This is a genomic window from Streptomyces sp. NPDC048275 (genome assembly GCF_040652275.1).
Taxonomy (GTDB): Bacteria; Actinomycetota; Actinomycetes; order Streptomycetales; family Streptomycetaceae; genus Streptomyces.
This window is the reverse complement of sequence record NZ_JBEZLR010000003.1, coordinates 188,118-201,059: the sequence shown is the minus strand read 5'-3', so window position 1 is coordinate 201,059 and position 12,942 is coordinate 188,118. Positions and strand designations below refer to the sequence as shown.

The following is a 12,942-nucleotide window of genomic DNA, read 5'->3' as shown; positions in this document are numbered from 1 at the left end:
AGGGCCCGCCCCTTTCGTGTTCGCCGGCGTGGGCCCGGAGCGTGATCGCTCCGGGCCCACGCCCCGCTCTGATCACAGCGGTGTATCCGGCGGGGCCGGAACCGATGACGATGATCTCGCGCATGCCCGTCCGACACGGACGTCACGCCTCCTGCTTCGCGTCGATCTCGGCGGTCAGGGCCTCGACGCGGGCCTTGATCTCGTCGCGGATGGGGCGGACGGCCTCGACGCCCTTGCCGGCCGGGTCCTCCAGGGCCCAGTCGAGGTACTTCTTGCCGGGGAAGATGGGGCAGGCGTCGCCGCATCCCATGGTGATGACGTAGTCGGATGCCTGGACGGCCTCGGTGGTGAGGACCTTCGGCCTGGCGTCGGCGATGTCGACGCCGACTTCCTTCATGGCCTCGACCGCGGCCGGGTTGACCTGGTCGCCGGGGATGGAGCCGGCGGAGCGGACCTCGATCCGGTCGCCCGCGAGGTGGGAGAGGAATCCGGCGGCCATCTGCGACCGGCCGGCGTTGTGGACGCAGACGAACAGCACGGAGGCGAGCGGGCTGGAGGGCATCGGTTCTTCCTTCGTAAGTGGATCAAGAGCGTTGTAGGGGGTGGCGAGTTCAGGTGCTCGGCAGGGAAGCGAGCAGGTCCGTGATGTGGGCGTCCATCTCCTTGCGGATTCCGCGTACGACGGTGATCGGGGCGCCCTTGGGATCGGTGACCGGCCGGTCCAGGTAGCGGCGGCCCGGCAGTACGGGGCAGGCGTCCCCACAGCCCATGGTGATGACGATGTCGGCGGCGGGCGGGCCGGGCTCGCCGCCAGTTACCACCAGCGCCTCTCGGCGTGGACTTCGTCATCCTGCGCGCGCAGGCCCAGCCCGGCGGTGTCTGGCAGCACAACTGGGAGCCGCTCCACCTCAGCGGCTGAACCGGGCGGGCCTTCGCCACTTTGATCGGCCGGCCTGCGAGGGACGCGGCTCGCGCGGTCGCAGATCTCGTCTGCTGATCCCACGCCGGGGTGATCGACTCAGACGGTCAGCACGGTCGCCGTGTCCACCCAGCGGGCCAACAGGCTGAAGGCCGCGAGCCGTTCGAGCGCCTCGTGCTGGGGGAGACCGTCCTCATGGCTGTACGGGGTTGCGGATCGCCGCGTAGCACCCCTCGGCAAAGGCGTGGAGGTTCGCCATGACGCCGGCGTCGGCAGCGTCTACGCCGTCCAGGATGTCAGGTGACAGGGGGAGAGGGGGCCGGGGTGGAAACCGGTCCCCTCCCCCCTGTTCGTCAGCTCTTGCCGAGGAGCTTGTTCATCTCGCTGATTTCGGCCGTCTGCGCGGTGATGATGTCGTCGGCCAGGGACGTGGCGGGACCGTACTTGCCCTTGGTCTTCTCGGTGGTGGCCATGTCGACGGCGCCCTCATGGTGCTCGATCATCATGGTCAGGAACATGGTGTCGAAGTCCGTGCCGGACGCCTTCTCCAGTTCGTCCATGTCCGAGCCGTCCATCATGCCGGGCATCGCGGAGCCGTCCGAGTGGTCCATGCCGGGCATGGACTCCGCCGTGCTGTCGGACGACGTCGGGACGTCCTCACCCCAAGATGTCAGCCAGCCGCTCATGGTCTTGATCTCCGGGTCCTGCGCCTTCTCGATGCGCGAGGCGAGGTCCTTGACCTCGGCGGACGAGGCCCGGTCGGCGGCGAGCTCCGCCATCTCCAGGGCCTGCTGGTGGTGCGGGATCATGCCCTGCGCGAAGGACACGTCCTGGGCGTTGGGCGCTCCGGCCGTGGCGTCGGCGCTCGCCGACGACGACGCGGAGCTGTGACCGCCCGCGTGTCCACTGCCGCTGTTGCCGCTGTCGTTGCCGCAGGCGGCGAGGGCGAGTGCGGCGGTGACGGACGCGGCCACGAGGACGGCGCGGCGGGTCAGGGTACGGGTGTTGCGCATGCTGGAACTCCTGCTGTGCTTGCGGAAAGGGATCTGGACATGCCGAGGCGCACCGCGTCGTCGTGCCGGTGACGTGGTGCCGCGCGGTGTCTAGATCCGCAGGAGTTGCAGTTCCGCCAGGGAGGGTGGCGCGCGTGCGCTGTCGGAGGCCTCGGCCGCGTACGGGCAGACGGTGTCGGCGCGCACGGGGACGGGCACCGGGTCGGGAACGAGGGCGGGGAGAGTCGGTGCACCGCTTACCGCGGCCGCCACACAGGTCGGGTCGGCGTGATGGGGGTGTCCTCCGCCGCAGGCCCCGCCGTCCCCCGCGCAGTCGTCGTGAGCGCTGACCGAGACGGCCGTCATGTGCTGCGGCCCGGCCTGTTCGTGGACGATGCCGCCGGGGGCCAGGGCGTGCATGGCCAGTAGCCCGGCGAGCAGTCCGAGCACGAGCAGCTCCCGCCACCGCCGCACGGGCGGTCGCGCAAGGTGCTGCTCGGGGCTCTTCATCGGGATCATCCTAGGCGAAGCCGGTGACGCGGGCTCATTGGTGGTGTCCGTTGTGGGTACGGGTGTGGCTGTGCTCGTGTTCATGGTGATCTGGCTGATCTGGCTGATCGGGCTCTGATCGGGCTCTCATTGGGTGAGCCTCCCGTCATCCGCGTCATCGTAGGCCGCCGGTGCGCAGGAAACGGATGAGCAGGGCCGCGGCCGGCAGCAGGAAGGCATGGTGAGCCAGGCCGCTGCCGGGTACGTCAGTGGCCGTCAGCCACCGGTAGCTGCCGCCTCTCCCGCGCTGAGCTCTTCGTCGGAAGCTGTCGGTGTCAACGCGCCGCCGCCCGGCTCGGGTACCGGCTTGCCCGGCGCTGTGAAGGCGGCGAGCACCGTGGCCGTGATGTGACCGGCGGCGCGGTCGGAGGTGAGACGGCCGGCGCGGATCTCCTCCGCCGCGCTGTGCATGACCGCGTGCAGGACATTGACCATCCAGGCGATCGGCAGGTCCGTACGGAAGACCCCCTCGGCGCGACCTCGGGCGACCAGCGCCTCGACCCGGGCGGCGGGCCCGCTGTGCAGCTCGCGGATGCGTCCCGCGGGAAGTTCCCGTTGCGCGGCGACGAGCAGCGCCCGTGCCTCATCCACCAGGTGCCAGCCGGCCTCGACGTACCGCGCCAGGGCGAGCAGCGGGTCACCGGTCAGGTCGACCGTGTCCAGTACCTCGTTGCCCCGGTCGAGGGCACGGCTCATCGCCGCGTCGACGACCTCCGCCCGGGAGGTGAAGTGCGCATACAGCGTCACCCGGCCCACGCCCGCGGCCCGCGCGATCTCGCTCAGGCTCGCCTCCGGGTTCCGTCCCAGGCATTCGGCCGCGGCCTGCACGATCGCCTCGATGCTGCGCACGGCGTCGGCGCGCTTGGTGGTGCTCTTGCTGCCCATGCGCTCACAGTACCGCAGTAAGTCGAACACACCTGTTCAGGTTATACCCCTGGGGTGTATAACCTGAACACCGTTGTACGACTTAGCGATAAGGGTGAGCGTCATGAGCGACACGGAAATCACCACCACCCGCGCACCGGATGCACCGCATCCGCTGCGCTGGACGGCCCTGGGGCTGCTGGGGCTGGCCCAGCTGATGCTGATCCTCGACATCACCGTGGTCGCGATCGCTCTCCCTGACATGGGTGCCGAACTGGATCTGGACCGCGCGGCGCTGACCTGGGTGGTCAGCGGATACGCCCTTACGTTCGGGAGTCTGATGCTGCTCGGCGGCCGGGCCGCGGACCTGTTCGGTCCCAAGCGGGTCGTCCTGGCCGGGCTCGGCGTATTCACCGCCGCATCCCTGGCTGCCGGACTCGCCACCGGTGCCCCTCTGCTGCTCGCCGCCCGGATTGCTCAGGGGGTGGGCGCCGCGATGCTGTCGCCTGCCGCTCTGTCCGTGGTGGTGCGGCTGTTCGACGGCGACGAGCGCAACCGCGCGCTGGGCATCTGGTCGGCGCTCGGCGGCGGGGGCGCCGCGCTCGGTGTGCTGCTGGGCGGACTGATCACAGCAGGTCCGGGCTGGGCCTGGGTCTTCTTCGTCAACGTCCCCATCGGGCTGATCGTCCTCGTATCACTCGCCCGGATCCTGCCCCGTCTGCCCCGCGCGGCCACCGGTTCCCTCGACGTACCCGGCGCCGCCTTGGTCGCCGCCGCGACCGGCGCCCTCATCTACGCCCTGATCCGTGCCGGCGACCACGGCTGGCTCGACGCCGTCACTGTCCTTCTGGTCGCCGCCGCGGCAGCCGCCTACGCCGCCTTCGCCGCCTGGCAGCGCCGGGCGGCGGCACCGCTGATGGACCTGCGCCTGCTCGGCCGGCGCCCAGTGGTGGCGGGCACCTTCGTGATCGCCGTCACTACGGCGCTGATGGTGGGGGCCTTCTTCCTCGGTTCCTTCTACCTCCAGAACCGCCAGGGTCACGGTGCCCTGACGACCGGCGTGCTGTTCCTGCCGGTGGCGCTGCTGACCATGGTTGCCGCCACCGCCGCCGGCCGTGTGATCGGCCGTCTGGGAGCACGGCTGCTGGCTGTGGTCGCCCTGGCTGTCGCGGCCGTTGGGTTCCTCGTACCGGTGCTCTGGTCCGGAACGACCGCGATGGTCACCGGCGTGAGTGTCGCTGCGGCAGGGCTGGGCGCCCTGTTCGTCGTAGCCTCCGCCACCGCACTCGCCGGCGTGGCCCCCCACGAGGCCGGTGTGGCTTCGGGCATCGTCAGCACCTTCCACGAGTTCGGCGCCTCGGCCGGTGCCGCGGCCGTCTCCAGCGCCGCCGCCATGAGCATCGCCGTCCCCACCGGCTCCCAGGCCGCCTCCGGCTTCGACGACGCGTTCCTCGTCGCCACGGGCATGGCCGCGGCCTCCGCCGTCATCGCCCTGTGGCTGATCCCGGCCAAGAACGACAGAAGGTGACCAGCGTGTATGACCCCTACGAGTTGAGTCCGGGTGTGCCCTCCGTCGAGGACTTCCGCCGCCTGCGCACTGATGCCGGCCTCTCGGACAAAGCCCCCGAGGCGGCCGCGCTCGCCTTGCCCAACACGTGGTACGGAGTAGTCCTCCAGCACGACGGGCAGCCCATCGGCATGGGGCGCATCATCGGTGACGGCGGTACCGCGTTCCAGATCGTCGACGTGTGCGTCCACCCCGCACACCAAGGACGTGGCCTCGGCAAGCGCATCATGGCCGCTCTCACCGACGAGCTGGAGCGCCGGGCACCCGCCACCGCGTACATCTCGCTGATCGCGGACGGCCCCGCCCGCCACCTCTACGAGAAGTTCGGCTTCGCCGACACCGCCACGCACGGCTCGATCGGCATGTACCGCGTGATGGCTAAAGGCCCTGCGCCCAGCGGAGCGTGGCCGAAGCCATAGACGGAGTGCCAACCTGAACACGACCACCGAGCTGGTCGAGATGGGCGGCCTCCGTTCGGTCACTCGCCCTGCTCACGGTCCTCGGCTGGGGCGGCGAGGTGCTGGACAGCAGCTCCATCCCGACCCGCCCGGGCCGGTCCGAGCGTCTTGCAGACCTCGCCGGAGCCACCGGAAGCAGCCCTATCTCTGCGGCACGGGCGGCCTGCGCTATCTCGACCATCGACCGTTCGCCGCCCACGGCATCCCCGTTATGCCTTTCCACCTTCCTGCGGAGACGCACGACCAGCTCTGGCGCTGGGCCCGATGGGCGAGCGCTCTATGGGCATTGAGCGAGATCGGGCCGACGGCCCTGGCCGTACGGCTGGGCACCGAACGAGAAGCCCATCTTCTCGGAGAGCCAGTCTGACGCTCTGGGCAGGGATCCTTTGCTGTACGCCCTCTTCTGCGCATGCAGAGCCGTTGGTAGCACGTGTGCCCTGGCCGCCTGACGGCCCCCTCTCCGGCACTGAAAAGGGCGAGGCCCGAAGACCCCGCCCGCTACCAGTGAAACCCCAGGTCAGGGCCACACGAGGCAGTACGGTTGATGCCCCGCCTCATGCAACCGGTGGCTGAAGTCCCGCCACTCGTGCAGCGATTGGGAGGGGCGGGGTGCTGATCTGGGGTTTCGCGTGAAAATGCGCGTTGACCTGGGGAAACCTCTCTCCGTAGTTCTCACGGGTCAACACCGTTCACTTGGGCGGGCCGGTAGACGGTCTCCAGGAGGGCGTATTGCTTGAGCTCTGGGATGGTGAGCCCGTCAGGCGCTTCGGAGATGAAGTCGCGCAGGATTCGTCGCAGCGGAGCCGTATCCGGTTCGAATTCGAGATCCAGCATCTGCTGTTGGGTGTCCCTGGGGTCGCGGTAGCGGACGCCGTAGGAAGGGTCCACCTTCCACATGGCGTCCTTCATCTTCTCCAGTCCCCGTTCGTGCTGGGTGCCGAAGATCAGGTAGAGCTTCCTGCCGCCCTCGTCGACCATCTCGAAGTACAGCGTGTGCGTGAATCCGGCCTGGCGCAGCGTGTCCCGGTATTGCTCGCGCAGAAACGTGAACACAGCGCCACGAGATCCTTGGGTGGCCCGAAGCCCGCGCTGATCCGCCGTCGGGCACTCAGCGCCTGGTCTCGTACCTGGTCAGCACCACGCCGTCGGGAAACGTCCGGGTCTCCACCAGGCTCAGGTTCACCCAGTTGTCCAGGGCTGTGAAGAACGGCGTGCCGCCGCCCACCAGGACCGGATGGGTGACGATCGCGTACTCGTCGATCAGCCCGGCCCGCATGGCCGCCGCGGCGAGTGTGGCACCGCCGATGTCCATGGGGCCGCCGTCGTCGGCCTTGAGCCTGGTGATCTCGGTGACCGCGTCGCCGGTGACCAGACGGGTGTTCCAGTCGACCGTGCTGGTCGTAGAGGAGAACACCACCTTCGGCATGTCCCGCCAGCGGCCGGCGAACTCGATCGCCGCCGGTGTGGCACCCGGCTGCTTGTCGGCGGTCGGCCAGTGGGAGCTCATCGTCTCCCACAGCTTGCGCCCGTACAGCGCCAGGCCCGTCGCGTCCACCCGGTCGGACCACCACTGGAACAGCTCGTCGCTCGGCACGCTCCAGCCGAGGTCGTCGCCGGGCGCGGCGATGTAGCCGTCCAGGCTCATGTTCATGCCGAAGGTCAGTTTCCGCATGGCGTCAGCCTCCCGTGAGTCGGTATTCGGCGTACAGACCAGCACGGCGCGCAAAACTCATCGGTCAGGCCACACCGAGGGCCAGTTGACCACCACGCCAAGCAGATGCTCCGTACGGAAAGAAAACCTCCGACGTACCGGCGGGGACGAGACGAGCCCGCCGCCACCGCTGTGATCTGCGCTGTTGCAGATACCCCGTACGGTGAAAATCTCACTAACCGGAGGCTAAACGTACACGTACTGAGCCCAGCTATACCAAGATCAAACCCTGCCAACTCCTTGACGCATGACAGGTGTTTGGATCGAGGATCGTCCTGAGGGTTGGGCGGGCCGTTCGTTTAGCTCAACGCGTTCACGAGTGCCTCGCAAAGGGTCTTTGCGTCGTCGAGCGCTCGGCGGCAATCGGCATCTGTCAGTACGAGGCGCTGGCCCATCCTCGCGGATGAATTGGGCACCCTGGTCAGGTACTTCGCGTCCACGATGCCGTCGTTGTGGGTGAAGACGTGTCGGGCGGCCCAGGTTCCGAGGAGATGCTGCCAAGTCTGCGGGCCGAGGGCGGTCCGTACGTCCGAGAAGCCGGCGTCGATGATCAGGTCGGCCATAGGGTCGAGACGCTGGAAGATGGCCCCTTTGCCGTTGAGGAGGCTGTTCGCGTTCGGTACGGCCGCGTGGAAGAGGGAGGAAGCCAAGGCTTCCACGACTCCGACCACGTTCTCCACGGTGTCGACCCAGTTGCGAGTGAACACTCCCTGCTCGCGCAGCACTGCCTTCGTGTCCGACGGCAGTGCTTCCAACACGTCGAGGCGTGCGGTGTCGGCCTGGAGCGCGTCGAAGGCGACCGATGCGGCGGGGAGCTGCCCGCACACGGGGCAGTACCGGTGTTCCCCGAAGACAGCGTAGTTATTCTGGCAGCCTCCGCATGTGCGGACGCGGACGAGCCGCTCCTCGTCGATGCCTGGCAACGGGCGGGGGTAAAAGGGCCGCGACTCGTACGAAAAGGAGACGCAGTCGCTGTGTGAGCTGCGAGCCAGCCCGCCGAACATCTTGTCCAACTCCTGGCTGACCATCTGCATAGCGAAGTCACCTGCGGCTTGCATGATGCGATCGCGCTGCTGCTCGGTCATGAATTCCGAGTGCTCCGCGTAGTGTCCACAATAGACGCACCAGAGGGTGAGGTCGTCCGGGAGCGCCTCATACTGCTGGGCGTCCATACGGAAGATCAAGGAACACTCCGGGCACTGGCGGCCGAAAAACCCGTTGTCATCGGAAGGGATGCTGACCCGCATCTCGAACGATTCGGTCTGGCGGCCGACGAGTTCCGCGCCGTCGGCCATTCTGAACCTGTGGTTGTCGCGCATTAGTTGATTGTTCCCCTCGGCACTGACAGTGCCCTGTGACTGAGCGTTTTCCAACCTCAACTTGAGCAGCTCAGGTGCGGTGTGAGGATGGCCTGGATGAGGCAGGTGATGCGGGTGGTGGAGCAGCGCAGCTTGCGCAGGAGCTGCCAGGCCTTGTGGGTGGCCATGGCCTGTTCGACGAGTGCGCGGATCTTCGCGTGTGAGCGGTTGGCGGCCTGCTGACCTGCGGACAGCGTCTCCCAGCGCCCCCAGAGGGGAACGCGGACGGTGTCACCGGCGCCCGGTAGCCCTTGTCGGCTCAGCACTCCACGCCGCGAGGGCCGGGGGGTCGCCCTGCGCCGCGAGCGTGAGCGTCAGCCGGCTCGGGGTGCGCTCGACCGCGCCCGTGACGGCGCCACGACCGCGGAGTTCACCGAAACCGGAGAACTGGCACTGGTCGCCTGACCGCAGCCCCAGACCGGGCGTCCAAGGTCGGTGACGTGAAACGCGGCCGCGCGGAGACCATCACGCGGAGGAGCGGGGGTGGTTCTGGTCGCGCCAGGCCCGAGGGGAGATTCCGTATGCCTGTTTGAACACCTTGCTGAAGTGGGTCGCGTCCATGAAGCCCCACCTTCGTCCTATAGCGGCGATGGTCCGCAGTCGGCCGTTCGGGCCGGCCAACTCTCGCCTGCATTCGGCCAGGCGGCGTGTACGGATCCAGTCTCCGAGGCTGATGCCCGACCGGGACAGCACAGCGTAGAGATGACGCACGGAGATGTCGTGTGCGGCGGCGATCCGTGCCGCCGACAGATCGGGATCGGCCAGGTGCGCCCGGAGGTAATGAGTGATCCGCAGGCTGAGTATCGCCTCCAACGGTGCTCTGGCCAGGCTGATTTGCCGTGCTGGGACGTCAGGGCGGCACGGAGGAGTTCGATGCTGGGTTCCACGACGGCGTCGGCGTGCGCGCCTTGGTGTATTGCGTCGCTGACGGCCAGTTGGGAGAAGTAGATGAAGGCGAGGCGCGCAATGGGGTTGTCGGGTCCCAGGGGGACCGCGGAGATGTCTCGTAGCAACCGCTCGGGGAGCGCGAGTGCCGCGCGGGGGAAACGGAAGAAGTGGTCGTCGATTCCCTCGTCGAAGAGAAGTGCGTAGGGGGCGGTCGATTCGTAGACGGCGAAGTCTCCCGGCCTCAGCAGGCACTGGTGACCGTTCTGCACCACCAGGCTGGTGCCCGTCGTCTGAAGACTGAGGAAGACGGCCAGCTCCTCGTCCTCCCGGGCCAGCCGCTCCGTCCGACGGAGAGTGGCCGCGGTCGCCCGCGCCGAACAGATCCTGAGGGGCCCAACGGCGTCGAACCCACCACTCTTGCAGGCTGAGTCGCTGGCACCGCTCAACCGACCCACGGAGGCGTTCCCAACCTGCGGGGCGAGCTGGGTAGTTGGGCTGACAGAACGGTGAAGCCCCTGATAGATGGGTTTTCGACCAAGAGGACTTTCTCCACCAGAGGCTTCGCGTGTTTGTCTACCCGTCCGGGCTGGACCTGTCCAGCTCTGCCCTGCGCTTCCTCACCACTCGCCTGCGAGAACACCGCCGGGTGCTCGGCACCCGCTGGCGGCGCCTGAGCGCCGGCTGGCAGGCCCTGCTGGCCCTCGCCCACCTCCGCAACGGCCACCCCTACGCCCAGCTCGCGGCTGGAGCCCGCTACCAGTGAAACCCCAGCTCACGGCCACACAAGGCAATACGGCTGATGCCCCGCCTCATGCAGCCGATGGCTGAAGTCCTGCCACTCGTGCAGCAGCTGGTACACGTTGAACGCGTCCCGCGGCCCGCCCCGGTCCGGGACCGTCGACCAGATGAAGGCGGCCGCGCCGACCGCTTCCTCGCCGATGCCGCGGAGGGGGTCGACGACGGTCATGGGGAGTTTCACCACGGCGTAGTCGGGGTGGAGGACGACCAGCTCCAGCGGGGGCACCTTGTGGAGGGGGACGCCCTCGATGCCGGTGAGGACCATCGCGGCCATCGTCTCCGGCTTGATCTTGGTGAACATGCCGTTCATGCCGAGCTCGTCGCCGCCGAGTTCTTCGGGGCGCATCGAGATCGGTACCCGGGCCGCCGTCGCGCCGTCGGGCGCGCCGAAGTATTTGTACGTCACCCCCACCCGGCCACCATTCCCGCTCCCTGCCCCGAGCCGGTCTGCCCTACGGTCCATGTAGTCCATACCGTCCATACGCGTCGACTGGTCGATCCGCTCAGGTGTCTCTGCCGCTTCCTCCGCCTCGCGCCGGTGCTTCCCCCGCCGGGCACGCCGAGGACCGAGGTCATCGGTCCCCTCGCCCAGTCCGCCACCGCGATGCATATCTCCACCCGACTGCTTTTCTAAGGCGCGCGACCCCCGCCACGCAACCCGATCATCGTGACAGTGACCTCCCCCACGGCCGCACGCCGAAACGTGCGTTGAAACACCTGTCCGCAGGATCTTCGCAGCCTCTGACACCATGGCTCATGTGAGCTATCCGTACGAAGCCCCAGTTTCGCAGAATCTCTTCGACCGTGCGGCTGCCGTCACGCCCGGCGGCGTGAACTCTCCGGTGCGAGCGTTCCGTGCCGTGGGCGGTACGCCCCGCTTCATGGTGTCCGGTAACGGTCCATACCTGACCGATGCCGACGGGAGGGAATACGTCGACCTTGTTTGTTCGTGGGGGCCGATGATTCTCGGGCATTCGCAGCCCGACGTCATCGCCGCCGTCCAGGAGGCCGTGGCGCGCGGCACCTCTTTCGGTACGCCGGGGGAGGGCGAGGTCGCCCTCGCCGAGGAGATCGTCGCGCGGGTCGAGCCCGTGGAGCAGGTCCGGCTCGTCTCCAGCGGGACCGAAGCGACCATGTCCGCCATCCGTCTCGCGCGCGGGTTCACCGGGCGCTCCAAGGTGATCAAGTTCGCCGGGTGTTATCACGGGCATGTGGACGCCCTGCTCGCGGCGGCGGGGAGCGGTGTGGCGACGTTCGCGTTGCCGGACACCCCCGGTGTCACCGGCGCCCAGGCCGGGGACACGATTGTCCTTCCCTACAACGACCTCGAAGCCGTGAACGAGGCCTTCCACGCGCATCCCGGTGAGATCGCCTGCGTGATCACCGAGGCCTCCCCGGGGAACATGGGTGTCGTGCCGCCGCGGCCCGGGTTCAACCAAGGGCTCAAGGACGCCTGCGCGAAGAACGGCGCCCTGTTCATTTCCGATGAGGTCATGACCGGGTTCCGGACCAGTAAGGCCGGCTGGTTCGGAATTGATGGGGTTCGTCCCGATCTCATGACCTTCGGCAAGGTCATGGGCGGCGGGTTCCCTGCCGCCGCCTTCGGTGGGCGCAAGGACGTCATGGGGCATCTCGCGCCTGCCGGGCCCGTCTATCAGGCCGGCACGCTGTCCGGGAACCCGGTGGCGACGGCGGCGGGGCTCGCGCAGCTGCGGCTGCTCGATGACGCCGCGTACGACAAGGTCGACGCCGTCTCCGAGCAGATCCGCGGGCTGGTCACGGAGGCGCTGAGCAAGGAGGGCGTCGCGCACCGGTTGCAGAACGCCTCCAACATGTTCTCGATCTTCTTCACCGGGCGCGAGGTGCGCAACTACGAGGACGCGAAGGCGCAGGAGTCCTTCCGGTTCACCGCGTTCTTCCATTCGATGCTGGCGCAGGGCGTCTATCTGCCCCCGTCGTCCTTCGAGTCGTGGTTCGTGTCCACGGCCCATGACGAGCGGGCCGTCCAGCGGATCGCCGACGCCCTTCCGGCGGCGGCACGGGCGGCTGCGGAGGCCACGGCATGAGCGACACGGGGAGCGGGGCCGACATGGGGATCGGGACCGAGAAGAACGACAGCGACATCACCGTCGTACACCTCATGCGGCACGGCGAGGTCGCCAACCCGGACGGGGTGCTGTACGGGCGGCTGACCGGCTACCACCTGTCCGAGCTCGGGCGGCAGATGGCCGACCGGGTCGCCGAGCACCTCGCGTCGCGCGACGTCACCCATGTCGTCGCCTCCCCGCTGGAGCGGGCGCAGGAGACGGCGACGCCCATCGCCAAGGCGCATGGGCTCGACCTGAACACCGATGGGCGGCTGATCGAGGCCGACAACGTCTTCCAGGGGAAGACGTTCGGGGTGGGCGACGGGGCGCTGCGGCGGCCCGAGAACTGGAAGCACCTCGTCAACCCGTTCAAGCCGTCCTGGGGTGAGCCGTACGTGGAGCAGGTCGTACGGATGATGGGGGCGCTGGATGCCGCCAAGGACGCGGCCCGGGGTCATGAAGCGGTGCTCGTCAGCCACCAGTTGCCGATCTGGACCGTGCGCAGCTACGTCGAGCGGCGGCGGCTGTGGCACGACCCGCGCAAGCGGCAGTGCACGCTGGCGTCCCTCACCACCTTCACCTATCGCGGCGACAAGATCGTCTCCGTGGGTTACACCGAGCCCGCCCGGGATCTCGTCCCGGCCCATCTCCTCGCGGGCGCCAAGCCGGTGAAGGGGAAGGGGAAGGCGTTCGGGGCGTAGGACGCCACCCGGTCGGAGTCTTCGTTTAATACTATTAATACGAGTTTGGT

At 68.3% G+C, this 12,942-nt stretch carries 13 protein-coding genes and 4 pseudogenes; 6 read left to right on the top strand and 11 right to left on the bottom strand.

Annotation, left to right across the window (positions count from 1 at the left end):
* Positions 1-142: 142 nt before the first annotated feature.
* Entirely contained in the window at positions 143-562 is a 420-nt protein-coding gene (locus AB0D57_RS03655; protein WP_362066559.1) for an arsenate reductase ArsC, read from the bottom strand.
* A 49-nt stretch (positions 563-611) separates the two neighbouring features.
* Entirely contained in the window at positions 612-821 is a 210-nt protein-coding gene (locus tag AB0D57_RS03650; protein WP_362066686.1) for a hypothetical protein, read from the bottom strand.
* Between AB0D57_RS03650 and AB0D57_RS03645 the strand changes: the two are divergent.
* Positions 783-910 (top strand): annotated as a pseudogene (locus AB0D57_RS03645) (pyridine nucleotide-disulfide oxidoreductase); the annotation flags it as partial. The gene AB0D57_RS03650 and the pseudogene AB0D57_RS03645 sit on opposite strands and share 39 nt — an antisense overlap.
* A 362-nt stretch (positions 911-1,272) precedes the next feature.
* Here AB0D57_RS03645 and AB0D57_RS03640 read toward each other — a convergent pair.
* The 3 genes from AB0D57_RS03640 to AB0D57_RS03630 form a co-directional block, all read right to left on the bottom strand.
* Complete coding sequence (locus AB0D57_RS03640) at positions 1,273-1,932, bottom strand: DUF305 domain-containing protein (protein WP_362066557.1); 660 nt, start codon at positions 1,930-1,932, stop codon at positions 1,273-1,275.
* A 90-nt stretch (positions 1,933-2,022) separates the two neighbouring features.
* On the bottom strand, positions 2,023-2,421 hold the full coding sequence (locus tag AB0D57_RS03635) for a DUF6153 family protein (RefSeq protein WP_362066555.1): 399 nt from the start codon (positions 2,419-2,421) through the stop codon (positions 2,023-2,025).
* 255 nt (positions 2,422-2,676) lie between these two features.
* Positions 2,677-3,345 carry a TetR/AcrR family transcriptional regulator gene (locus tag AB0D57_RS03630; RefSeq protein ID WP_362066553.1) on the bottom strand — a complete coding sequence of 223 codons (669 nt, stop codon included), beginning with the start codon at positions 3,343-3,345 and terminating at the stop codon, positions 2,677-2,679.
* 103 nt (positions 3,346-3,448) lie between these two features.
* Here AB0D57_RS03630 and AB0D57_RS03625 point away from each other — a divergent pair, with 103 nt between their 5' ends.
* Entirely contained in the window at positions 3,449-4,852 is a 1,404-nt protein-coding gene (locus AB0D57_RS03625; protein ID WP_362066551.1) for an MFS transporter, read from the top strand.
* Positions 4,849-5,310, top strand: a complete 462-nt coding sequence (locus AB0D57_RS03620) for a GNAT family N-acetyltransferase (RefSeq protein WP_362066549.1) — start codon at positions 4,849-4,851, stop codon at positions 5,308-5,310. Before AB0D57_RS03625 ends, AB0D57_RS03620 begins: the two co-directional genes overlap by 4 nt.
* Before the next feature lie 711 nt (positions 5,311-6,021).
* On the opposite strand, the gene AB0D57_RS03615 is transcribed toward AB0D57_RS03620, so the two are convergent.
* The 5 genes and pseudogenes from AB0D57_RS03615 to AB0D57_RS03595 all read right to left on the bottom strand — a co-directional run.
* On the bottom strand, positions 6,022-6,402 hold the full coding sequence (locus AB0D57_RS03615) for a hypothetical protein (protein WP_362066547.1): 381 nt from the start codon (positions 6,400-6,402) through the stop codon (positions 6,022-6,024).
* A 55-nt stretch (positions 6,403-6,457) separates the two neighbouring features.
* Positions 6,458-7,021 carry a dihydrofolate reductase family protein gene (locus tag AB0D57_RS03610; RefSeq protein WP_108153531.1) on the bottom strand — a complete coding sequence of 188 codons (564 nt, stop codon included), beginning with the start codon at positions 7,019-7,021 and terminating at the stop codon, positions 6,458-6,460.
* 338 nt (positions 7,022-7,359) lie between these two features.
* Positions 7,360-8,379 (bottom strand): hypothetical protein, encoded by a 1,020-nt coding sequence (locus AB0D57_RS03605; protein ID WP_362066545.1) that lies wholly within the window; start codon positions 8,377-8,379, stop codon positions 7,360-7,362.
* A gap of 56 nt (positions 8,380-8,435) precedes the next feature.
* Positions 8,436-8,677: pseudogene (locus AB0D57_RS03600) on the bottom strand (transposase family protein); the annotation flags it as partial.
* A gap of 206 nt (positions 8,678-8,883) precedes the next feature.
* Positions 8,884-9,704 (bottom strand): annotated as a pseudogene (locus tag AB0D57_RS03595) (helix-turn-helix domain-containing protein); the annotation flags it as partial.
* A 167-nt stretch (positions 9,705-9,871) separates the two neighbouring features.
* On the opposite strand from AB0D57_RS03595, the pseudogene AB0D57_RS03590 reads away from it, so the two are divergent.
* A pseudogene (locus AB0D57_RS03590) lies at positions 9,872-10,054 on the top strand (IS5/IS1182 family transposase); the annotation flags it as partial.
* A 24-nt stretch (positions 10,055-10,078) separates the two neighbouring features.
* On the opposite strand, the gene AB0D57_RS03585 reads toward AB0D57_RS03590, so the two are convergent.
* On the bottom strand, positions 10,079-10,516 hold the full coding sequence (locus AB0D57_RS03585; protein WP_003974483.1) for a hypothetical protein: 438 nt from the start codon (positions 10,514-10,516) through the stop codon (positions 10,079-10,081).
* A gap of 337 nt (positions 10,517-10,853) precedes the next feature.
* Between AB0D57_RS03585 and hemL the strand changes: the two genes are divergently transcribed.
* Entirely contained in the window at positions 10,854-12,170 is a 1,317-nt protein-coding gene (gene hemL / locus AB0D57_RS03580) for a glutamate-1-semialdehyde 2,1-aminomutase (protein WP_362066543.1), read from the top strand.
* A complete protein-coding gene (locus AB0D57_RS03575; protein ID WP_362066541.1) occupies positions 12,167-12,892 on the top strand; it encodes a histidine phosphatase family protein in 726 nt (241 codons plus the stop codon). The genes hemL and AB0D57_RS03575 overlap by 4 nt, the downstream gene beginning before the upstream one ends.
* The last annotated feature ends 50 nt before the right edge of the window (positions 12,893-12,942 follow it).